At 48.1% G+C, this 22,083-nt stretch carries 18 protein-coding genes and 1 riboswitch; of the genes, 2 read left to right on the top strand and 16 right to left on the bottom strand.

Annotation, left to right across the window (positions count from 1 at the left end):
* Positions 1-164: 164 nt before the first annotated feature.
* From J7E78_RS27035 to J7E78_RS27010, 6 genes are all read right to left on the bottom strand, one after another.
* Positions 165-1,040: an ABC transporter ATP-binding protein gene (locus tag J7E78_RS27035; RefSeq protein ID WP_215079688.1), complete on the bottom strand. Its 876-nt coding sequence runs from the start codon at positions 1,038-1,040 to the stop codon at positions 165-167.
* The gene (locus J7E78_RS27030) at positions 1,030-1,827 is read right to left on the bottom strand and encodes an ABC transporter ATP-binding protein (protein WP_215079687.1); all 798 of its coding nucleotides are present in this window, start codon (positions 1,825-1,827) and stop codon (positions 1,030-1,032) included. Before J7E78_RS27030 ends, J7E78_RS27035 begins: the two co-directional genes overlap by 11 nt.
* A complete protein-coding gene (locus J7E78_RS27025) occupies positions 1,827-3,419 on the bottom strand; it encodes an ABC transporter substrate-binding protein (RefSeq protein ID WP_215079685.1) in 1,593 nt (530 codons plus the stop codon). Before J7E78_RS27025 ends, J7E78_RS27030 begins: the two co-directional genes overlap by 1 nt.
* A 14-nt stretch (positions 3,420-3,433) precedes the next feature.
* Positions 3,434-4,267 (bottom strand): nickel transporter permease, encoded by an 834-nt coding sequence (nikC, locus tag J7E78_RS27020; protein ID WP_215079683.1) that lies wholly within the window; start codon positions 4,265-4,267, stop codon positions 3,434-3,436.
* The gene (nikB, locus tag J7E78_RS27015) at positions 4,268-5,206 is read right to left on the bottom strand and encodes a nickel ABC transporter permease (protein ID WP_215079681.1); all 939 of its coding nucleotides are present in this window, start codon (positions 5,204-5,206) and stop codon (positions 4,268-4,270) included.
* A 167-nt stretch (positions 5,207-5,373) separates the two neighbouring features.
* A riboswitch (cobalamin riboswitch) is annotated at positions 5,374-5,566 on the bottom strand.
* A gap of 76 nt (positions 5,567-5,642) precedes the next feature.
* Positions 5,643-6,470, bottom strand: coding sequence for an AraC family transcriptional regulator (locus J7E78_RS27010; RefSeq protein ID WP_215079679.1), 828 nt, complete (start codon positions 6,468-6,470; stop codon positions 5,643-5,645).
* A gap of 202 nt (positions 6,471-6,672) precedes the next feature.
* On the opposite strand from J7E78_RS27010, the gene melA reads away from it, so the two are divergent.
* The gene (melA, locus tag J7E78_RS27005; protein ID WP_215079677.1) at positions 6,673-7,974 is read left to right on the top strand and encodes an alpha-glucosidase/alpha-galactosidase; all 1,302 of its coding nucleotides are present in this window, start codon (positions 6,673-6,675) and stop codon (positions 7,972-7,974) included.
* Between the two features lie 168 nt (positions 7,975-8,142).
* Here melA and J7E78_RS27000 read toward each other — a convergent pair whose 3' ends face one another.
* From J7E78_RS27000 to ytxJ, 3 genes are all read right to left on the bottom strand, one after another.
* Entirely contained in the window at positions 8,143-9,339 is a 1,197-nt protein-coding gene (locus J7E78_RS27000) for a spr1629 family repressor/antitoxin (RefSeq protein ID WP_215079675.1), read from the bottom strand.
* Between the two features lie 32 nt (positions 9,340-9,371).
* Positions 9,372-10,130, bottom strand: a complete 759-nt coding sequence (locus tag J7E78_RS26995) for a spr1630 family ClpXP-sensitive toxin (protein WP_215079724.1) — start codon at positions 10,128-10,130, stop codon at positions 9,372-9,374.
* A gap of 110 nt (positions 10,131-10,240) precedes the next feature.
* A complete protein-coding gene (gene ytxJ / locus J7E78_RS26990; RefSeq protein WP_251035290.1) occupies positions 10,241-10,780 on the bottom strand; it encodes a bacillithiol system redox-active protein YtxJ in 540 nt (179 codons plus the stop codon).
* A gap of 222 nt (positions 10,781-11,002) precedes the next feature.
* On the opposite strand from ytxJ, the gene J7E78_RS26985 reads away from it, so the two are divergent.
* Entirely contained in the window at positions 11,003-11,860 is an 858-nt protein-coding gene (locus J7E78_RS26985; protein ID WP_215079672.1) for a hypothetical protein, read from the top strand.
* Between the two features lie 102 nt (positions 11,861-11,962).
* On the opposite strand, the gene J7E78_RS26980 is transcribed toward J7E78_RS26985, so the two are convergent.
* The 7 genes from J7E78_RS26980 to J7E78_RS26950 form a co-directional block, all read right to left on the bottom strand.
* Positions 11,963-12,106, bottom strand: a complete 144-nt coding sequence (locus tag J7E78_RS26980) for a VOC family protein (RefSeq protein ID WP_251035289.1) — start codon at positions 12,104-12,106, stop codon at positions 11,963-11,965.
* Between the two features lie 49 nt (positions 12,107-12,155).
* Positions 12,156-12,380, bottom strand: a complete 225-nt coding sequence (locus J7E78_RS26975; protein ID WP_215079670.1) for a DNA-binding protein — start codon at positions 12,378-12,380, stop codon at positions 12,156-12,158.
* A gap of 188 nt (positions 12,381-12,568) precedes the next feature.
* The gene (locus J7E78_RS26970; protein ID WP_215079668.1) at positions 12,569-13,441 is read right to left on the bottom strand and encodes a sugar phosphate isomerase/epimerase family protein; all 873 of its coding nucleotides are present in this window, start codon (positions 13,439-13,441) and stop codon (positions 12,569-12,571) included.
* A gap of 12 nt (positions 13,442-13,453) precedes the next feature.
* Complete coding sequence (locus tag J7E78_RS26965) at positions 13,454-14,329, bottom strand: sugar phosphate isomerase/epimerase family protein (protein WP_215079665.1); 876 nt, start codon at positions 14,327-14,329, stop codon at positions 13,454-13,456.
* A gap of 17 nt (positions 14,330-14,346) precedes the next feature.
* On the bottom strand, positions 14,347-17,478 hold the full coding sequence (locus J7E78_RS26960) for an alpha-mannosidase (RefSeq protein WP_215079663.1): 3,132 nt from the start codon (positions 17,476-17,478) through the stop codon (positions 14,347-14,349).
* Positions 17,475-19,787 carry a glycoside hydrolase family 3 N-terminal domain-containing protein gene (locus tag J7E78_RS26955; protein ID WP_215079661.1) on the bottom strand — a complete coding sequence of 771 codons (2,313 nt, stop codon included), beginning with the start codon at positions 19,785-19,787 and terminating at the stop codon, positions 17,475-17,477. Before J7E78_RS26955 ends, J7E78_RS26960 begins: the two co-directional genes overlap by 4 nt.
* A 45-nt stretch (positions 19,788-19,832) precedes the next feature.
* Positions 19,833-22,052, bottom strand: a complete 2,220-nt coding sequence (locus J7E78_RS26950; protein WP_215079659.1) for a helix-turn-helix domain-containing protein — start codon at positions 22,050-22,052, stop codon at positions 19,833-19,835.
* Positions 22,053-22,083 lie beyond the last annotated feature (31 nt).

The following is a 22,083-nucleotide window of genomic DNA, read 5'->3' as shown; positions in this document are numbered from 1 at the left end:
ACCACCGCTCGTTTTTTTATTTATTGTACACAAAAAGACCCTACAAGATGACCTTTTTTAAAGTGTCTATCTTATAGGGTACATTTTAACTTCTGGGGTAACCCTTTTTGTGTCATTCTCTTTGTATAAACAGACTTAAACTTACAATGAATCAGCGCATCAGGTTATCCTGACAGACTTTCCTGAAGAACCCCCATCTGTCCTTGTTCCTGTTCTTGTCCCTCTTCCTGCTTCTGTACCCGCATCTTATGCTTCATTTCCCTCACGGACAACACCGAGGCCATTAGGCTACGAGTATAGGGATGATTCGCAGAACTGGTCAGCTGTGAACTCTCCACAACCTCAACGACTTCACCTTGGTACATCACGGCAATTCGGTCGCTCACCTGCTGGACCACTGCAAGATCATGCGATATGAAAATAGATGAGACACCTGTTTCCCTTCTCAACTCCACCAACAGATCCAGGATCTGCTTCTGGATGGAAACATCCAGTGCGGAGGTGGCTTCATCGAACAGGATGATGTCTGGCTCTACTCCAATCGCACGAGCAATGACTGCTCTCTGCTGCTCTCCCCCGCTCAGTTCATGAGGATATTTATCCGCAGCAGCAGTCGGCAACCCCACCCGTTCCAACAGCCTGAGCACTTCCTGCTCCGCTTGCTGGCCCTGCATTATTTTATAAATGATGAGTGGCTCCCGGATAAAAGCTCCAATCTTCATTCGTGGATTAAAGATAGCCGAAGGCTCTTGGAATACCATCTGGATCTGCTTTCGTTGCTGGCGTAGTGCCTTTCCGTTCAATCGGGTAATATCCTGCTGACGATAACGAATCTGCCCTGAGGTCGCTCGTTCCAGATGGGTTACACATCTGGCCAGTGTGCTCTTCCCGCTACCACTTTCCCCTACAATCCCCAGACACTCCCCCGGGTACAGCTTCAAATGAACAGCTTTCAATGCATCAACTGCCCTATGTCCCTTTAACTCGTAGGTTTTGCACAGGTTTCTCAGTTCCAGAATCGGTAAACCCTCATGAGCCATGAACATTTCCCTCCAATTCAGGTACAGCACTCAGCAGCTTGCGAGTGTACTCATGCTGAGGGTCGGATATGACGCGGAAAGTATCTCCCATCTCAACCAATGTACCATCCTGCATCACACCAATTCGGTCTGCCATATGAGCTGCAACGGCAATGTTGTGTGTTACGATGATCATGCCTGTCCCTTGTCGGGAACGAAGCTCGCTCAATCGGTTCATCACTTCATTCTGTGTCGTCACATCCAATGCACTCGTCGGCTCATCTGCAAGTAAGAGTTCAGGTTCCATCGTAACCGCCATAGCTATAGCCGTTCGTTGTTTCATCCCCCCACTGAGCTGCGATGGATAGGAACGCATAATTCGTTCGGGTTCATCCAGTCCCATGTCGGTGAGCATATTCACAGCCATGGTCTGAGCTGCTTTTCTGGACACGGTGAAATGAGTGCGAATCGCTTCAATATACTGACTGCCGATGCTGCGAATCGGATTAAGATACGATCCACTGTCCTGAAACACCATGGCGATCCGCTTCCCGCGCACTCCACACCAATCCAACTGCGACTCACGTAATAGCACTTTTTCCTGAAAGGAGATCACTCCCCCGGTGTATTGACCACCTTCTGGTAACAGGCCAAGCAAAGCCCGAATAAGGGTCGACTTTCCACTGCCACTTTCACCTACAATCCCGATAATCTCTCCCTTATTCATGGAGAAGGACAATTCCCGCAGAGCCAGAAAATCTCCCTTGTAGGTTACAGACAGATGATTGACACTAAGCAAGGGCTTCATTACTGCCCAACCTTAATATTTCGATCCAACAGGTAGAAGTCGATGGGATACATCGTCGCGCCCTGCACGGTACTTTTACTCACAATATTAATCGGGGTATAGGTCAAAAACATATAGGCTGCATCATCCAGAATCATCTGCTGGGCCTCTGTTGCAAGGGCATATCTTTTCTCTACGTCAAACTCAGAGTCAAGACGAGTTATCACCTCATCCAGCTTCGGATTGCTATATCCGCCCACATTCCATTCCGCACCCGTCATGAAGTAGAAATCCAGAATATACTGCGGGTCACCCGTGATGCCTGTATTAATACTTGTTAAAGCGAGATCGTAATTCCCGCTCTTCTGATGATCGGTTAGATCCTCATAAGAGGTCATCTCCACTTGGACGCCAATCTCTTTAAGCTGGGACTGCATCGCAGCAGCCACAATTGAATCGGACTCGTAAGCGGAATTGAGAATCAGCTGTAGCGACAGCTTCTTTCCATCTTTTTCACGAATACCATCTCCATCTGTATCCTTGAAGCCGGCCCCATCCAGCAACTGTTTGGCTTTCTCCGGTTCGTAATCATATCCTCTGATCTTGTCATAACCAAAAGGCAGAGCTGAGGTGAATGGTCCTTTGGCTGCCTGTCCCCCCACCAGCGTATTTGCGTACATCTCCCGGTCAATACCATAAGAGATCGCCCGGCGAACCTCTGGATCACTCAGCAGTGGATTGGTGGTGTTAAACCATACAAACTGGGTACGCAGGCTGGGAATTTCATCAATAGTGTATTGACTCTTATCCTGGAATAATGCCAGACTGCTGCGTCCCACGTTACTTGCTACATCAATCTCTCCGGACTGCAGGGCCAGAGCACGTGTGCTGTCATCCTTGATGTATTTCAACGTCAATGTGTCGACATCTGCCGCACCACCCCAATACCCGTCATACTTTTTCACCTGAATCTCTTGATCCGGCATATAACCTGTCACCATAAATGGCCCGGTTGCAATAGGCTCGCTCTTGAATTGGGATGTATCAGCACTCGTATCCACGATGATAAACAGTGGCTCGGCGATATTACCAAGCAAGGACGCATAAGGCTCTGTCGTCTTAATCGTCAGATCTTGTCCTTCAGCAGTCATCGAGGCTACTGGTACAGTCGCTTGTCCTCTCTCGTTTAGCTCAATGGAGCGTTCTATCGATTTTTTCACCGCGTCGGCAGTTACCTTGTTTCCGTTATGGAAGGTTACACCCTCCCGAATATGAAAATGCCAAGTTGTGTCATCAACACGTTCCCACGTATCTGCAATTTTAGGGACTAACTTCATATTCTCATCAAACTGAATCAGTGTCTCACCAATCGCTGCACGCGTAAGCGTCCAACCGTTCCATTCTTCTGCCGGGTCGAGGTTGCTGCCAAGCCAGAACAGGGCTACATTCAGATGCGTTGGTGCACTTGTAGTATCCTTGTCCGTAGCTGCCGACTTCTCCGTCGCATCAGACGAGGTCGATGGATGATTGGTAGTGCCACAAGCTGCAAGCAAGAACACAACAAACATGGATACGATGGTAAGCAGGATTGATTTTTGAACATTGCTCTTCATTCCGGTTCCCCCAGTTAAGCTGTATTATTCTTGGGATCAAGCACATCTCGCAGGCTGTCTCCCAGTAAATTAAAAATAATGACGGTGCTAAATATCGCCAGGCCCGGATATATCAACAGCCACGGCGCAGTCTGCAGATATCTTCTGCCTTCATTTAACATGGCCCCCCACTCGGGGTTTGGTGGCTGCGCGCCAAGCCCAAGAAAGGATAACCCCGAGATGGACAGCATCATACCACCCACATCCATCATCGCCATGACGATGAGTGGTGAGATCATATTGGGCAGGATCGTCCTGCCGATGATCTGGATCTTACGTGCTCCGCTGAAAGCAGCGGCAGCGACATATTCCTTTTGCTGAAGAGAGATCACCAAACTTCTGGCCATCCGTGCATACTTCGCCCACCAGACAACCGACAGTGCCAGCACTGTATTGAACAAGCCCGGCCCAAGCATGCCCACCACAGCGATCGCAAAAATAAGGCCCGGAAAGGCCATTAATGTATCAGACAGCCGCATGAGCACCATATCCGTCACACCCCGAGCGAAACCGGCAACAACCCCAACCGCTACGCCTAACACGAATACAATGCCAATCATCATAAAGGTAAGCAGCAGCGAGGTTCGTGCCCCATACAGAAGACGTGACAGTACACAGCGACCTAGCTGATCGGTTCCAAGAGGATATTCGGCGCTGGATGGCTGCAGCACTTTGGCAAAGTTCGTTGCAAGTGGATCGTGTGGTGCAAGCAACGGTGCAACCATGGCAAGAATAATCCAGAAAACAGTCAGAGACAGCAGGAATGTGAACCAGCGATTCTGCAGTAATACAAGCCTGAAAGCTCTCATCTATACATCCACATCCAGTCGGATTCGGGGATCACGAAGATGTGTCCATACATCAACCAGCAGATTAAGCGTGACATATATGATCGCCATCCAGATGACATACCCCTGAATCAACGGATAATCCCGTGTAAAAATAGCATCCACGGCCATCTGTCCAACACCCGGCCACACAAATAAACTTTCCACAATCGCTGCACCACCTAACAAAGCACCTGTCGTCATGCCCATAAGGGTAACGATCGGCAGCAGAGCATTAGGGAGAATATGACGCAAAATAATGATCGACTCCTTCACACCTCTGGATCTTGCTCCGATCACATAGTTCTGGCTTGTCTCCTCAAGCAGGACCGTACGAATCTGTCTGCTGTACTGGGCAACAAGTGGAATCGCGAGTGTACATGCAGGCAGAATCAGGCTGTACCATCCGGATTTGCCCATTACCGGCAGCATCTTCAGCTGCACACCGAAGACCAACATGAGCAACATACCCAACCAGAAGCTGGGCATCGATAATCCAGCAAAAGAAAACAGACGAATGACGTAATCAAGCCATTTGTTACGATAGACAGACGACAGCATCCCTAGTGGGAAGGACACCAGAATAACCAGAAACATGGCGCTTCCTGTTAGCCAAAGCGTTGCCGGGAGCCTTGCCATGAGCACGTCCAGTACTGGACGTTTGTATTTATATGATGTACCGAAGTCCCCAGTCACCACCTGTCCCAGCCATGTCCCGTATCGATAGAGAAAGGGCTCATCCAATCCAAGCTCCGACCTCACTTGCCTGACCAGTTCATCCGATGGAGTTACACCTGTAGACATGAGCATAAGTCTGGCTGGGTCTCCAGGAGACAGGTAGGTTAGCAGGAACGTCAGGAACGTGATGCCGAACAATACAACTACCAGTTGTAATAATCGTTTAACGATATATCTGCTCAAGTGCTCTAACGTCCTTCCCCAAAACTTTATGTATGTGCCGTGATGTTCTTCGTCCATAACAAAAAAAGCATCCCTCTCCGTGTTACTGGATGAGGACGCCTTAAATAAACAGATTTTCAGAAAAAATCATGCTCTCTAAACACCTTCCTATCTCCCGTAGGGTACTACTGTGTTTGTTAAACCTGGCAGGTCTCCTGGCTCCAGAATCATCGTCACTTGCAGCTCCTTCCCGGCTTACACCAGTGGATTATCGCTACCTGACTCCTCTGTTACAGTGGCGGGACCGCGCCGGTATTACACCGGACTTCCCTATTAAGCTTCCACCCTGACGGGCAAAGCACCAAGTTCCACATATTCAATTACACTTCTGTATCAGTATAGCGGGACAACGATTAATGATCAAAACTTTCTTTTAAATTTGAAGCACTAGATGCTTCTAATCTCGATTTCTCGAACCCTTTGGAGATACACCGGTCACTCGCTTGAACATCTTGGAAAACAGTAACGGGTCCGTATAACCCACAGAGTGGGCTACTTCACTAACAGAAAGTCCAGGGTTCTGGAGAAGTTCGGCAGCTCGATTCATACGGTACTCCAGGAAAAAGGACTGTAGCGACATGCCATATCGCTCTTTGAACAATCCCGATAGATACGTTCGATCCAGCCCCACAGCTTGGGCAATATCCAGAATAGAGGTTCGCTGGCTATACCTGTTCTCCATAAACTGCACCGCCTGCCGGATGTACGTCTCTTTGTTTGAAAGGAGCTGCCCTATTTCTTCCTCCACAGGCGAAGAAGAGATTAATTCTGCCATCAAGCGGTACAAGAGACTCTGGTTCAACACATCGCCTCCCGGTCGCGTGGAAGCTTGGACCATCTCCGTATACAACTGTTCCATCGTATTTGTATCACGGGCATCATATACCGGTCGCTCCGGGCTCAATCGGGCACGTTGCATGAAGGCTTTGGCTTGTACACCTTTAAAACCGAACCACGAATACGTCCAGGGCTCCTGCGAATCTGCCTCATAATGAATAAGTGTGTCGGGGAGAATGACAAAACCCTGTCCCTCGCTAAGCTTGTATTCCTGATTCCCCATATACACGATGCCCCGTCCTTCATGGATGTAGTGCACAATGTAAGAATCACGTACACCCGGTCCCCAATAATGCGCAGGATCACATGCCTCCCACCCAAAAAACAACAACATCAGCTCCATCTGTGTCCAGCCTGCGGGAACCACATTCATCTCAATGCGACTCATTTTTCGCCCTCCATCCTGACTTCATTTCGCTTATCTCTTCATTTAGTTTATTTATATTATAACAGCTAAAGTACTTCCATATTAGTTGAAAGCGGGAACAAAAATGGGATTATGACATGTTTGAAAGGGGTTGAGCCATAGTTATATGTGCCGAATCGGCCTATAGTTGGGGTACAACATTTTTCAGGGAGGCTGAACTTAAATGAATAAAATTACATTTCTCGGTGCAGGTAGCACCGTCTTTGTCAAAAATGTATTGGGTGATGTCATGATGACCGAAGCACTGCAGGATTTTGAACTGGCATTGTTTGATATCGATGCGCAGCGCTTGAGCGATTCAGAGCGTTTGCTAACCAGTCTGGCCCGCTCACTCGGAAGTCGTTGCGTCGTGAACGTATATCATGACCGCAAAGAAGCGCTGCGCGGGGCCAAATATGTCATCAACGCCATCCAGGTCGGTGGATATGATCCATGTACCATTACAGACTTCGAGATTCCGAAGAAATACGGACTGCGTCAAACGATTGCAGATACACTCGGTATCGGCGGAATTTTCCGTAATCTGCGGACGATTCCAGTCATGCTGGATTTTGCTCGAGATATGCAGGAAGTATGTCCAGATGCATGGTTCCTGAACTACACCAATCCAATGGCTGTGCTTACTAATGTCATGAATGTACATGGTGGGATCAAAACCGTAGGTTTGTGTCATAGTGTGCAGGTCTGTGTACCGCATCTATTCGATGCACTAGGAATCGATCAGACAGGTGTCGTGGCTAAGATTGCAGGGATCAACCACATGGCGTGGCTGCTCGAAGTTACCAAAGACGGGCAGGATCTGTACCCCGAGATTAAACGTCTGGCGAAGGAAAAACAGAAAGAACAGCATGACGACATGGTTCGTTTTGAGCTGATGCAGCGTTTTGGCTATTACGTAACGGAATCCTCCGAGCATAATGCCGAGTACCACCCTTACTTCATCAAGCGGAATTACCCGGAGCTAATCGAACGCTTCAACATTCCGCTGGATGAGTATCCACGCCGGTGTGTGAACCAGATTGAAGGCTGGAAAGAGATGCGTACCAAGCTGTTTGCCAGCGAAAATATTGAACATACCCGCAGCCGTGAATACGCATCCCATATTATCGAAGCGATGGAGACGAATAACCCGTACAAGATTGGCGGCAACGTCATGAACAACGGACTAATTACGAACCTGCCGCGCGAGGCATGTGTCGAGGTTCCTTGTCTGGTGGATGGATCAGGAATCAGCCCTACGTACATTGGTGACCTGCCTCCACAACTCGCAGCATTGAACCGGACCAACATCAACACTCAGCTGCTGACGATTGAAGCGGCAATCACTGGCAAGAAGGAACATATCTATCATGCCGCCTTGCTTGATCCACACACGGCTGCCGAACTGTCTATTGATGACATCGTAGCGATGTGTGATGAGTTGATTGAGGCTCACGGCGACTGGTTGCCAAAATATACGTCATAATATAAAAGCACCGTTTCCTTTACTGCTAAAGGGGACGGTGCTTTGTACTTAATTCGTCAAATCATTATATAATGTGAGTATCAAAACTCGGTTAAGGACTCATCAACTACAGATGATCTTTTGAAAACAAGCGCGCCACTCTATCTGATTCACCGGATATAGTCGATTTCAAGAGCTACGTGTGGGCATTTCCCTAACATTTTGAATACTAGTTTCAGGCTTGTTCGTCATGTACTTGTTAAAAAAGTCCGTGTTTATTCCTGTCATATGATGAAAGAAGGATGTCTCCACTTTCCAATCCTCCTCAATCATATAACGGATATCTACAAGACCTTTCTTGGAGAGCAGGTCAATAATGGTTTTAATTCGCATCGGCTTTTGAAGTGGAATCTCCCTGTCGAAAGGCTCCTTTTCCAGATATCCTCTTCGGTGCATCGCCGCATAGAAATTACGATGATCCTTATTTTCCATCATTCCTAGATGTGCTGCTCTATATCCCAGCATTTGTAGGGAAGTCTTCCATTTATTTTTCAAATCAAGATATTGATCGGGATTCGTCTTATAAGTGATATCATTCATGTCCGATGAAAACTCTTCTTCGGGCAATAAAAATGCACCCGCAAACAGATTAGCTTCATTTTCAATCAATTTGTGTTCTTTTCGATCCAGATTGACAAATTCAAGACGATAATGAAGCAACAAATGACCAAGCTCATGTGCAATATCGAAATTCCTACGAACCGCAGAACGTTTGATGTTGCCCAGTATAATAAACGGACGATCATTTCGTGTCCACAGGCTGTACGCATCAATTTCTTCACCAATCGCTTTTTCAAAAACGTACACACCACTTTTTTCGATCCGGAACATCAGGTTCTCATTCGTCGATGGCTCCATATTCAGCCGTTGTCTCGCAAGATAGGCAACATAATGGATCTGAGTCGTACGATCATCGTCTGTATGGTTCATATACTCAATTGCCTCTTCCCGCAATTGGATAATATTCAGTGTGGGAAGGCTGATCTGAGCGGTAATATAATTAATGAACGTGTCCAGATATTCTACATGCTTTGCTTCTGTCTGTGTCTTGGATATCACATTCATCACTTTCGAACGATAGGCAATGTTCATAACATCAATGTTGGCTGCGTTATTACGCTGTGTAAGCATATCTTTCGTATAAAAATACTTGCTTTTCACACTGAAAATGCGTTTCAACTCATTCACAATTGGCACCTTCGGAGAGGTATACGCATTTTCATATTGCCAGACTGCTTGTTCTGTCACACCTAATTGTTCGGAGAGCTGTTTTCTCGAATACCCATGCATGATCCGCAAATTGGTCAAATTTTCACCAACGAACATGCTGCTCCCTCCTTATTGAACGACACAGGGAATCACCCCCGCTGTTCTCCTTCCAAAATTTCAATATCATAAGCTGCCGGATCAACGATATCTTCCATATCTGGTGCAAGTACCTCACGGTCACTCTCATTTAACTCAGCACCTGAGATCAGATCCGACAAATCTTCTATAAAATAAGCGATATTATCATGCGGATTAGGCAGATAATGCTGAACCTTCGAAATTTGGTATGCATCATCAATAGCATAAGTGAGTATATGAAACTCATTATATGTACATGCAAGATGTTCAAGTTCTTCTTTCACACGGCTGACCTGACTCTCTGAGATTGGAAAAGAAAGTTGCTCAACCCTCTGCAACTCACCATGTTCATTACGGCGTGGTTGAATCAAAGAAAATTCCAGATCGTTATTAATCTTGGAGAGATCGTGTAAATAGGTACGGAAAGCACCTTTGTTGTCAACGCCCGTAGGTAGCTTGGCACTGGAAAAACTATTCTCATTAAAGTAGGCTGCGTTCTTTATCAGAAACAGAACTTTTGATTCTTCATGTGTGAACTGGAGATAATCCCATGTTAAACCTGCTTTGGATTTTTTGTGAGTGAATCCTTGTTCACCGCAATAATCTGCGATTTTGCTCTCAATAAAATTTCCCTTTGTCCAGGCAAAGGCTGAACTAATCTTCATGTTTCTCTTGCGATCTTTACGATGATCAATATATTCGCGGTATCCTTCAACAATAGCATCAACAAGCATCTGACTATGTTCCGACTTGAACTTATATTGTTCCATATAGATCACTCCGATTCATAAATATGAAGACAAGTTATATTTTAATCGAAGTTCGTGTGCAAAGATATGATTTTTTTTGATATTTTTAAAGTAGACCTATCTCATACACTTCATCCCAATGGATTCTGTGCCCACTGCACTAATCTCTTTTTCGTGATTTTGCCATGGGATGTATGTTTAATGACTTGTCCCTGATCGAGCAGAAGTACCTGTGGTGACTCATGGTAAACCTCTGTCTCTTCCGCAATGTGGCGGGATAACGAACGATTTTCAATCACTTTGACGATGCGGTAGTCCATAGGTTGTTTGGGATCTGATGCATTCGTACCTACAAACGCCATAAATTCTCTGTACGCTCTCGCACTGGTCGGACAAGTCGTGCTGTGTTTCAGAACAAGCACCGGATGCTCCTGCGAGCGATGAAGCGCGTCTTCCCAGTCATCTGGTTTATGCAATTCACGGACATGTTCGCTGAGCATATGTTCCGAGTCTGAACCCGTACGTTTGCTAACCACCGAACCAATCACAATGCCAAGCGCCAAGCCAAAAGCAATCCCGAGTCCAAGCTGCTGTGTAGCCGTACCAATACTGACTCCCATGGCAACACCTATAGCCAGCCATACGGCTTGATGATTCACTTTTTTCTTCATGCGGATGTTCCCTTCTTAGACTATGTATATCAGGGCTGTATCTTCCCACCTTATATTCTGATCAAATTATAGCATAGGCCTCTGTGAGCAGGCGTTGATAATCTTCATCTCCGGGTACGAATTTCAGCGTTTCGATTTATGCAAAATGCTCATTTGTGATACACTGGTTGTAATTTGGAAACGATGAACATGAAGAATGGATTGGAAGGGCGGAAATTCCATATGACATACGCATTTATGATCGAACCGCAGGATTTTATTGCGCTGGAGAACGAAGACGAACTGATTGAGAAATGTCAGGAGTGGGGTTTGCTTTCCGGTAAAGCCACCAAACTCAAAACGTTCTATTATAAAGGAAACGGATTGAACATGCCGTGCACCATCATTGGGTATGTCGATCACATGGCAGCCGTTATTCAACTGGATAATGGACAAAAGCATTGTATCCACCCGTCGTATCTGAAGGAAATGCAAGCGTCCAGCTACAGCGCTAGAAGCATAGGAACAGCAGGATCAGATCGCCGCACAGAATCGACAACTTCGGATACAGTCGCACCAGGTACCCCTACTGATGTTACGCCAACTCCAGATGCCCTGGTTAACCCGGAAGATATTACGACGGATCCGGATGATTCGGACGACACGGATACAGATGAATTCTCCTCGGGGCTGAAGGGTGATCCAGATGGGTTAGTAGAAGAGTATGTTGGACCTCAGTCTGGGGCAGCCAGTGAAGCCAAACCTAAAGCCAAAACAGCGAGCAAGGCTAAGACCGTCAAGATTGATCTGCCAGAAGGCAAAGTGAAGATGAGTGCCGTTGTTAAAGAGTTCACCACGGTACCGAATCACTTCTCTGACAATGACGATGAAGTCATCATCTATGAAGCAGTTACCATCACGGAGCCAGACGTCATCGATGTTGGGGAAGCCTGGTCGAGCCACAGTGCCACCGTTAAGAAACAGGAACTGGAAGTGGGAGATGTCATCACGTTTGAAGCAAAAATCATCAAGAAGAAGCTGACACGTAACCCGGTTCCCTATAAAATCAACAATCCTTCCAAGATTCAGAAGGAAGGTTAATCACGATTCATTACAAAAAAAGCAAAAAAACCTCCACAACTGCTCAAAGCAGACCGCGGAGGTTTTTGCCATTTGAAGCTTATATTAGTGAAGAGTTCGCTCTTAAGCTTGTACCGGCGTAGCACTGATCTGAAACTGTACGCCAAACTTGTCGATAACCGAGCCGTAGGCCGGACTCCAGAACGTCTCTTGTATCGGCATAAAAAGGTTTAAGATCATGTCCTTTTTATCAAAAAAAAAGACCACTCTCCCGAATCCTGTCGGTAAAATGGTTGTGTTCAATCCTATGAAGTTATCACGTTTGAACGATGTTATCTAATTCACTTTTCAGTAAGAGGTATCGGTGAACACTTCTCATGATCGGGACCTTCGTAAGTTTGTTCTTGTCTACATATAGTTTCATCTGGTCCTTGGTCAAACCGAGCAAACTTCCTGCTTCCGATACCGTCAAGACAACCTCTGGGTTCGTAGCATTAAACGTCCTCTTTACTTTCTGATTCCAGTCCTCGAATATCTGCATAGATCAGTAACATCTCCTATCCATAGCCAGTTATTATCAGGCTGAATATATCCATTATACCACACTTGTGCTGCTCGTAACTTAATCCTTGCGAAGAACCATATTCTTACAGGCTTTTTCGCTTGCTTTAATATGAGAAAAAGAGCCACGTTTGAACGTGGCCCTTCATTATCTCTCTATGATATTCGTTACGCTTCTTCCCAGAAGCGGCGCAGGTTGTCCATGGCGATTTTGGATGCCAATTTACATTCCTCCATGCCTTCGAACTCTACCGTAATGTTGCCATCATAGCCGGAGTCTTTGATCAGCTTTACAATTTTGCGGATCGGAATATCCCCTTGCCCAACGATGGCCCCACGCAGGAAGTTACCGTAGGCTGTCGTGAACCATTCACCCTCACCCGGATGCTCATCATAAGGACGGAAGTAGAAATCTTTGAAGTGGACCAGAGAAGCGTAAGGCAGATTTTTCATGACACCAATGATCGGGTTCTCATCCACACACATGAAGTTGCCAATATCAAGTGTTGTTTTGAAATTCGGACGATCCACAGCATGCAGGACACGCTGCACCCGATCACTCGCCTGCACGCTAAAGCCGTGATTCTCAATGGTTGTGGTGATACCAAACTGCGCAGCATAGTCCGCAATGATCTGGCTTCCCCTCACCATCAGCGGCAGATGTTTCTCGAACCAGGCAATGGTCATCTTCTCCTTTGGCAGGGTAAATGCCGTGACGTCATGCCGCATATGTTTTACACCCATCCGGTGTACGACATCCACATGTCTTTTGACCCGAGCCATCTCTTCTTCAAACGCCTCTTCCCTCTCCTGCACGAAATTCGCTGGCATCGAGTAGTTGGACAGTTCAATACCCGCAGTCGCTGCCCGTTCGCGAATCGCATCCGCCAGATCGTGATTATCCTCCACGATATAACCGTAAGGCACCATCTCCATATGCTCGCCGCCGTTCGCCGCAATCCAGTCGATCACATCCAGCACCGTCATCTCACCCGAATTCAAATCGTTCAACAAACTATACGTGCTCAAGCCCACTTTCATCTGCTCAACTCCCTATCGATATCGCTCTATAAATCGAACCGCCTTGCGAATATCCTGCTCCGGCTGATGGCCTACCTCACGTTCAATCGTCAGATACCCGGTGTAACCAATCTCCTGAAGCGCTGCAAAGTATCCGTCAAAATCAACGCCACCTTCGCCCAGCGGCACCTCACGGAAGAACGTTCCGGAAGAGACCATCTCGGCAATCTTATCGTGATCCATAGGCGCATAACCGACTGCACCGTAGACATCTCTTGGGTCCACTTCCTTCAGCCGCACACCATCCTTCACATGGGTATGTACGATGTAATCCTTGAGCAGGTGGACGCCCCGCGCCGGATCATCTCCGGTCACCATCACCATATTCGCCGGGTCAAAATTCACCGATACCCCATTGGTGGACAACGTATCCAGAAATCCTTTCAAGTCAGCAGCCGTTTCCGGCCCTGTCTCAATGGCAAAGTATGCCCCAACACTCTTGGCGTATTGACCCAGTTCCTCACAAGCAGCATGCAGCGTAGCGTAGACATCCGATGAAGGGTCATGTGGAACAATGCCGATATGTGTAGTGACAATGTTGGTACCCAGATCGAGGGCCAGATCCACGATCCGCTTCGACTTCTCTACTTTCCACGGATTATCTTCCTTGACCTGAAACCCATGTCCGCCCAGGTCACCGACCAATGCTGAAATTTCGAGACCCAGCGAATCGATGTAACTCTTTAACTCCTTGCGCGCCGCAGGTGACAAATTATCAGGGTCCATCTCTCCCTTGACGGCGTAAATCTGCACACCTTCTGCACCTACGTCTTTGGCTTTGTTCAACCCTTCCCGTACACCTACGCCAAAGCTATCCACGATGACACCGATCTTATTCGTTAATTTCATGTCATACCTCCTGAGGATTACGTAATTGGATTCACTGGAACAAGCTTCACCGACTTAATCTCATACGGTTTGAATGTCAGTTCGAATGCTCCGTTCGGACAAGCCAACGGATGGATCTCATCCTCTAACAGATTAATGATGGACGCTTTGATTTCCTTTTCAGCCCACTCGACTTGTACTGTTTCCCGACCTCCTGATGATTCATAGAAACGCAGCACCGTTCCCGTGCCATCTTCCGCAGCCTTAATTGCATCCAGAATGATATGCTCACTGTGGAACTGAACCCAAGCGTGCTCAGCTGGCAAGTGACCAGAGGACTGACTCGCTGCAACAACCTCCACCGGATGATTAAGCTCCATCGCCCGGCGAACCACTGCGGCTTGTCGCCAATTGCCCTGATGGGGCAGGATCGAATACGTGAATTCATGATCGCCCTGATCAGCATGTTCATCTGGCCATTTTGGAGCACGAAGCAGGGACAGGCGGATCGTCCGATCCTTGATGTCATACCCGTACTTGCAATCATTAAGCAAACTGACACCACCATTGCCCTCCGAGATATCCGCCCAGCGATGTCCGCAGACCTCGAACTGCGCCTGCTCCCAACTGGTGTTGTTATGGGTCGGACGTTCCAACGCTCCAAACGGAATTTCATAGGCTGCTTTGGCTGCCACCAGATCCACCGGAAATGCCACCTTGAGCAGCTTATGACTTTCATTCCACTTCACTTTTGTATGGAAATCAACACGTCGCTGGTAACGATGCAAAATGATATCCTGGCTGATCTCCGATTGATTCAGCTTCCAGACAAAACGCAGTACATCTCGCGTATCCCCACGCTGTACAACCTCTCTGGAGATCAACTGCACTACACCAGCCCGCTGGGATTCAAATCGTGGATCGATATCCCAGGCATCCCAGTACGTGGGTTTGTCGTGGAAAAACTGCCACTCATTCGCCCGATCACTGGGCTTCAGCCAGTCACGTCCTGCCGTTTTGTCGTACCATCGGGTGATCTCTCCCAAGTCATTGAACTCAAGGGTATAGAATTCGGTTTCCCATGTGGAAGGGAAGCGTTCTTCTTCCCTTACTGGAAGGATAACATCCAATGCCTCGCGCAGCCATATGGTTGTATACCCAAAAGCAGGAATCGAAGGAACATGCACAAGCAGCGTATACTTGTCTTCCTTTTGTTCGAGATCACAGACCAGACGGTTCCCTTGACGATCAAATGCAGCCACCCCGGCGAGGCGGGCATCCCCAGTAATGATGATATTTTCTCCACGTTCCCAGCCAAGGCTGTTGAATATAATGTAGGGGAGACCATCGACTTCATCTGTCGTAATCTTCTCCGCAAGGGTATCCAGCGTTTCCCGCAGTGCAGATGTACCTAATGTAAATACCTTCGTGTACTCCTCAGTGGACGTTACGTATACTTCAGGAATCGACGTTCCTGGAATAATGTCATGGAACTGGTTGAGCATGATCAGCTTCCAGCCCTCATCCAGATGATTCTTCGTGTGTGCGGCGCAAGCTCCGGCAAACTGCCCCCAAATCTCCGCTTCCCGATACAATACCTCTGCCTTTCGGTTGCTACGTTTGTTCCTCGCATGAGTTGTGTACGTTCCGCGATGCAGCTCCAGGTACAAGTCCCCGTGCCACTTTGGCAACGTCGGTTTATTTATTGATATGTCTTCAAAAAAAGCGCCTGCTGTGCTGAATTTGCTGATTGGCTGTCCAACCATCAAGTGGGATCGCTCCGCAAACTCAACCATCTCATTTGTTACACCGCCACCACCATCGCCATGTCCATAAAGCAACATCTGCTCGGGATGCACATCCTTTTGTTTGTACGATTGCCAATGTTCATCCACATCTTTGGGCCTCGTGTGCTCATTCACCCCATGATTCAGATACGCCAGCACGGAAGTGCCATCTATGCCTACCCAGTCGAAGAGGTCATACGGAAACGCATTGGTATCATTCCAATTCAACTTGGTGGTCATAAAATAAGGAATATCCGCGAGTTTCAGCATCTGCGGCAAGGAAGCACAGTAGCCAAAGGTATCCGGCAGCCACTCGATGTTGGAGCGTTTACCAAACTCCGCCTGGTAGAAGTTCTGTCCATACAGAATCTGCCGAACCAGCGACTCGCCACTCGGAATATTCAGATCTGGCTCCACCCACATGCCTCCGACCAGCTCCCAGCGGCCTTCGGCAATGCGGGCTTTAACTCGCTCGTACAGCTCTGGGTAATGATCCTTCACGAAAGCGTACAACTGCGGTTGGCTCTGGGAATACACAAAATCCGGGTATGTGTCCATCAATGTACACATGGTTGAGAACGTGCGACTGGACTTGCGAACTGTCTCACGTACAGGCCACAGCCAGGCAATATCAATGTGGGATTGTCCAACCAGGTGCATGAAGCCACTTCGATATTCCTCCGGGTCTTCCTGCTGTACCGACTGTGCCAGTGCATGTTCGAAGTTCTGTACCCATGATGCATCACTCCAACGTTCCGGATCATTGTACATCTCATCCATCACCTGGTGAATGGCCCGAACAAGTGCCATCCGCTTGGGTTCCTTCTCGGTATATGCCCGGAGCGACTCGGCGAGTACCGTCACGCTGTACATCAGGCTCTGCAGGGGCTGATTAATATGAACCAACGCTGCCCGAATGCCCTGAATAGGCGGCTGAATAACAGCTTGTCGGTTGAGTGGATCATGCGGCTCTGGAATCGGATCATATAGTTCAATCTCCAACTGCGGCGTATTGCCAACACGACTCCTCGGAAGGGGTACGAACCCGTGATTCCGATCCAGCCCGTGATAAGGCATACCATTCACCTTCAGCAGCCCTTCTCCTCCAGCCTCGAAGATCAGCCCAACAGCCTGATCCTGCCATTCCGCAGGAATCTCCACACGTTTGCTCAGAAAATACGTCGTGCCATGTACGCTGTTCAGCGGATTCAAGCTTTGCATGGCCTTGTCTGTCTGCTCACCTTTATTTTCATATCCCTGTTCGTACTCGTATTCCCCTGGCCGAATGTATCTGGCCCGCTGCATCTCCCACGCTGGAAGCTCAATCGTATTCAGCCATTGCTGCCGCTTCAGATCTTCGATGAATCGCTGAATTCGAATCATACTTCCACCCCCAGCTTCTGGATATGCAGACTGCAAGCGGTCCAGTCAGCCGAATTGCGGCCAACCATCAGCCTGAATTCGCCCGGTTCTACAACAGACTGGAGACGAGAGTCGATCAGTGCGAGATGTTCTTTTTGCACAGGGAATGTAACGGTTTGGGTCTGTCCTGGCTCCAGATGGATTTTACGAAAACCTTTCAGTGACATTTCAGCTCGGGTGACCGAAGCCGATACATCCGTGATGTACAACTGCACAACCTCACTTCCCGCAACCGCTCCGGTATTCGTGACCTCAACCATCACCTGAGCTTCATCTTCCGGGCCGATGACTTCGGGCAATACTCTTACATTCTCGTATTTGAATTCGGTATAGCTCAGTCCATATCCGAACGGATATTGCGGCGCAAGATCGATCTCCAGATACCGCTTGCCACGCGTGCGTTTGGCATGATAGTAGACCGGAAGTTGCCCAACATGCTTGGGAATGGAGACGGTAAGGCGACCCGATGGATTCACATCGCCAAAAAGAATATCTGCAATGGCGTTACCACCTTCCTGTCCGGGATACCACGCTTCCACAATGGCATGGACATGCTCATCAATCCAAGGCTCAGCAATGGGGCGGCCGTTAATATACACCACGATAACTGGTTTTCCCAGCTTATGTACTTCCTGCACCAGCTCCAATTGAACACCCATGAGATTCAGAGAAGCCCGGTCAATGCCCTCGCCACACTCCATGTCATTCCATGGATCATCGGTCACCACAGATGCACCTGTCCGCAAGTCTATCGTACCTTCGCCAAAATCGCGGGCGCTGGACCCGCCCATCACCATCACAATGGCATCCGCCTGTTCCGCACAGGCCAGCGCTTGCGCAAAGCCCTCTCTGGAGTCCCCTTTAATCCGGCAACCAGGTGCGTACAGCACCTGACCCGAATCCGCGCCAAGCTTGCGCGTTATGCCATCCAGTACGGTGACAATCTGTTCTCTCGGCTGTGGCGAGGTATAGTCCCCAAGCTGGTTGTAGATATGGTTCGCGTTAGGACCAATGACAGCCAGCTTTGTACCTGTTTTGGCAAGCGGAAGAGTATTCCCCTCATTCTTCAGTAAAACAATCCCCTCTTGTGCGACTTCTCTCGCCAGCTGAATATGGTCTCCACATCCGATAACCCGCTCTGCAAAGTCAGGATCTACGAAAGGCTGTTCGAATAATCCGAGTCTGAATTTCGTCTCCAACACCCGCCACACAGCCAAGTCCAGATCCTTCCCTTCGATCAATCCCTGCTCAAGCGCCTGACTGAGATGTTTGCGATACATGTACCCGGACATCTCCATGTCTACCCCTGCTCGAAGGGACTGTGCTACGGCCTGCTCCCCATTCTCAGCGGTGTTATGTCCATGGACCAACATCTGAATGGCGCCAAAATCAGTAATGACGAATCCATCAAACCCCCACTGCTCACGCAGAAGATCATTCAACAGGTACGTACTGGACGTACAAGGTACACCATCAATCTCGTTATAAGCGGTCATGACGGAGCAAGCCCCAGCTTCCACTGCCTTTTTGAACGGTAACAGGTCTATTTCATGCAATTCACGTAAGCCCATATGCACCGGAGCAGCATTACGTCCACCCTCCGAGCTGCCATAAGCCGCAAAATGCTTAAGTGTAGCTACAATTGTCTGGTTGGAATCAAGGCGGTCACCCTGCAGTCCCTTCATGGCTTCTACTGCGAATTCACCAATCAAATAAGGATCTTCGGCAAAACATTCCTCCGTCCGTCCCCATCTCGGGTCACGTACGACATCAAGCACCGGGGAATACGTTGCTGCTCCCCCCTGGCTCCGGGTCTCCACAGCGATGGCTTCGCACATCCTACGGTACAACTCCATATTCCATGTGCTGCCCACGGTTAACGGTACCGGAAATACTGTCGCTCCAATCGCCATATGCCCGTGGGAACATTCTTCCCCGAACAAAATGGGAATGCCTAGCCGAGAATGCTCCATGGCATACTGCTGAATGACATTCGTGGCAACAGCTCCTTGCCGTGGGGTCAGCCCCGTTTCCAGCGTCACTTCAGTCCATGGATCGGCCCGAAGCACACCGTACAGAGAACCGACACCGCCCTGTTCCATGTCCGCTTTGAACTCTTCCGTCACCTGTACTGTACCATCAGCTGCTTTATCATACGTCTTCCATCCCATCGGCTGAATGAGTTGCCCAATCTTCTCTGCCGTTGTCATCCGTCCGATCAGATCCTGAACACGCTCCCGAATGGGAAGCGAAGCATCTTTATAGTCCATATGCACATTCTCCTTATGCGTTCGGAATTAGTTAGGTGCGTGCACTCACATGGCCTTACGGTAGTCACTTGGCGCTACACCCACCACGTTCTTGAAAGCCCGGTTGAAGGAATTATAGTTCGTGTATCCCACTTCCTCACTGATTTGCTGAATGGCCTTATCCGTCTCCTGCATGAGCAATTTGGCTTTTTCGATGCGATGACTAATGAGCAAATCCACAAACTTCTCCCCAATCTCATCCTTGAAAAGCTTGCTCAGATACTTCGGATTAATATCGAATAGATCACTAAGATAGTTCAGCGACAGATCGGGATTGTTGTAATGCTCTTCGATGTATTTGCGAATCTCCAGAATATGTGATCTGTGTTTTCGGGAACAATGCAGCGTCTGCATCTGTAGCGCCAGTTCCCGGAACCCTTCCCAGCACAGCTCACGCAGGTCATCTAACGTCTCCCAGCCCTCAAGCCTTGGGAGAAGCGGGGTGAATATAGCGGCCCACGAATCCTGATACTCCCGTGGAAGTTCGGCGAATTCCCGATTGTAATGTTGAAATAACAATTGGATTGTATTCATAATCTCCTGACGAGACAGAACGGACTCACTGATTTGTTCAAACAGTCTTTCAAAATGCTTTTCCCACACTTCGTCCGATAAACGCATCGCCTGTACCAGCAGTGAGATGGTCTTCAGGAACTCATACACATCATTGGTCGAATTCGGCACATCACTACATGGAATGATGCGATTTATGCCCAGTACAGCTTTGTACTCCAGCGCGTGCACAGCTTCTTTTAATGAAACCCTCAGCCCCCGAATATCGACAGCAACTCGACCAACACCTATGGTCACGGTGAAGTTCAGATACTGATCGATTCTGTCCAGATAACCAGCGAGCAATCGATGCTCCGTCTCCTCAGCCTGTTCCATGTCCGGAATCCAGAGGATGGCGTACAGGCGCTGATCGGAGATCCATTCAGCCCATAATTCCGTTCCTTCATGACGTGCACTCTCCTGCAGAATACTGGATAACACAAATTTCAGGAGGGATTGGTCCTGATCATGATACTCCGTCACAAATGCATCATACCGATCCATCTCAACTACCATGACGGCCCAGCGATGCTCCAGCTCAGGCAGTTTGAACTTCTTCATCTCCGCTGTCAGCTCCGTGCCTGTAAAGTCTCGTGTGCCCTCCAGCAACTCCTGAAAGAACATTCTTTTCTGCATAATCAGATTCTCTTCATGCTCCTCCTGATATTGTCTCGTCTGATCAATCATGCGTTCCAGCGTTGTATGGATGAATCGGAACTCATTCTCTTTGCCATAGTTCAGCCCCGATTGCTTCTGCGAAGAGACGGTCTGAATTAACGTGACAATCTGCTGAATCGGCTTATAATTTCTACGGGTCACGTAGATCACCCACACCACCCCGATCAACACAACCACTACCGCAAAGGCAAACCAGATATTATAAAATTGCAGAGTCCATTTGACGATTTTGCCATTGTTGAGACCTGTCTGCACCTTCCAACCGCTATAACTTGACGTAAATTCGGAGAAGACTTCTCCCGTCGTGGTTTTAGTAGAAGCTGCAACCCTCTCTGGCATGCTGCTATCCCACAGATTGCCGCCCGAACGGTTGAAGATGTTCACAAACGTAAATTCCGGATCATACATCTGCATAATGGATTTTCTCAGGGTACTCAGGTCCACGTTTGTCACGACAAGTCCTTTGCCGTTTCCTACACTTCGCACAATCGTAATCACCTGCTCCGTCGCTTGTGAAGGAAAAGCCTTAAACGCTCGTGCTCCTGCCCACTTCTGTTCATCCCTTGACCGGCTATCTGCAATAAAGTCTGCATCCGGAAACTCTTCAATCGGGACAGCCTTCCCATTACTGAAGACGGTGCCATCTCCATATCGAACGAGATAAATTGAATCAATCAGCGGATACTCTATTTTCAATTCATCAACCACCTGGACCGCCTGAATGCCGGCATACACATCATCGCTGCCAGATACCGAGAAATAATTCTTCAAGTTAGGGTTGGTCAAAATCTCACGCAGTACCTTGAAGTCAATGGAACGCAAGGAGTTGTCCAGATATTGCGTAACCTGTGAGGCAAGAAATTCATTGGCCTTGAGCGCTTCTCTACGGTTCTGTTCATTGAATACTTGAAAGAAAATAAAGAATAGAATGGTCGTCACAATAAAGAAAACAGGCAGATATGATAACAGCAAACGTCTAAACCAATTGTTGTTCATCTCCGAGATCCCCCCGCTATTACTGTGCATG

The sequence above is a fragment of the Paenibacillus polymyxa genome, assembly GCF_018614975.1.
Classification (GTDB): domain Bacteria; phylum Bacillota; class Bacilli; order Paenibacillales; family Paenibacillaceae; genus Paenibacillus; species Paenibacillus polymyxa_E.
Note: the sequence above shows the minus strand (reverse complement) of the source record. Positions and strands in the feature narration are given on the sequence as shown.

Bases quoted from the DNA above. Each gene is read 5' to 3' on its own strand.
- J7E78_RS27035 (WP_215079688.1), bottom strand. From the start codon at position 1,040: ATGGCTCATGAGGGTTTACCGATTCTGGAACTGAGAAACCTGTGCAAA.
- J7E78_RS27030 (WP_215079687.1), bottom strand. From the start codon at position 1,827: ATGAAGCCCTTGCTTAGTGTCAATCATCTGTCTGTAACCTACAAGGGA.
- J7E78_RS27025 (WP_215079685.1), bottom strand. From the start codon at position 3,419: ATGAAGAGCAATGTTCAAAAATCAATCCTGCTTACCATCGTATCCATG.
- nikC (WP_215079683.1), bottom strand. From the start codon at position 4,267: ATGAGAGCTTTCAGGCTTGTATTACTGCAGAATCGCTGGTTCACATTC.
- J7E78_RS27010 (WP_215079679.1), bottom strand. From the start codon at position 6,470: ATGAGTCGCATTGAGATGAATGTGGTTCCCGCAGGCTGGACACAGATG.
- melA (WP_215079677.1), top strand. From the start codon at position 6,673: ATGAATAAAATTACATTTCTCGGTGCAGGTAGCACCGTCTTTGTCAAA.
- J7E78_RS27000 (WP_215079675.1), bottom strand. From the start codon at position 9,339: ATGTTCGTTGGTGAAAATTTGACCAATTTGCGGATCATGCATGGGTAT.
- J7E78_RS26995 (WP_215079724.1), bottom strand. From the start codon at position 10,130: ATGGAACAATATAAGTTCAAGTCGGAACATAGTCAGATGCTTGTTGAT.
- ytxJ (WP_251035290.1), bottom strand. From the start codon at position 10,780: ATGAAGAAAAAAGTGAATCATCAAGCCGTATGGCTGGCTATAGGTGTT.
- J7E78_RS26985 (WP_215079672.1), top strand. From the start codon at position 11,003: ATGACATACGCATTTATGATCGAACCGCAGGATTTTATTGCGCTGGAG.
- J7E78_RS26975 (WP_215079670.1), bottom strand. From the start codon at position 12,380: ATGCAGATATTCGAGGACTGGAATCAGAAAGTAAAGAGGACGTTTAAT.
- J7E78_RS26970 (WP_215079668.1), bottom strand. From the start codon at position 13,441: ATGAAAGTGGGCTTGAGCACGTATAGTTTGTTGAACGATTTGAATTCG.
- J7E78_RS26965 (WP_215079665.1), bottom strand. From the start codon at position 14,329: ATGAAATTAACGAATAAGATCGGTGTCATCGTGGATAGCTTTGGCGTA.
- J7E78_RS26960 (WP_215079663.1), bottom strand. From the start codon at position 17,478: ATGATTCGAATTCAGCGATTCATCGAAGATCTGAAGCGGCAGCAATGG.
- J7E78_RS26955 (WP_215079661.1), bottom strand. From the start codon at position 19,787: ATGGACTATAAAGATGCTTCGCTTCCCATTCGGGAGCGTGTTCAGGAT.
- J7E78_RS26950 (WP_215079659.1), bottom strand. From the start codon at position 22,052: ATGAACAACAATTGGTTTAGACGTTTGCTGTTATCATATCTGCCTGTT.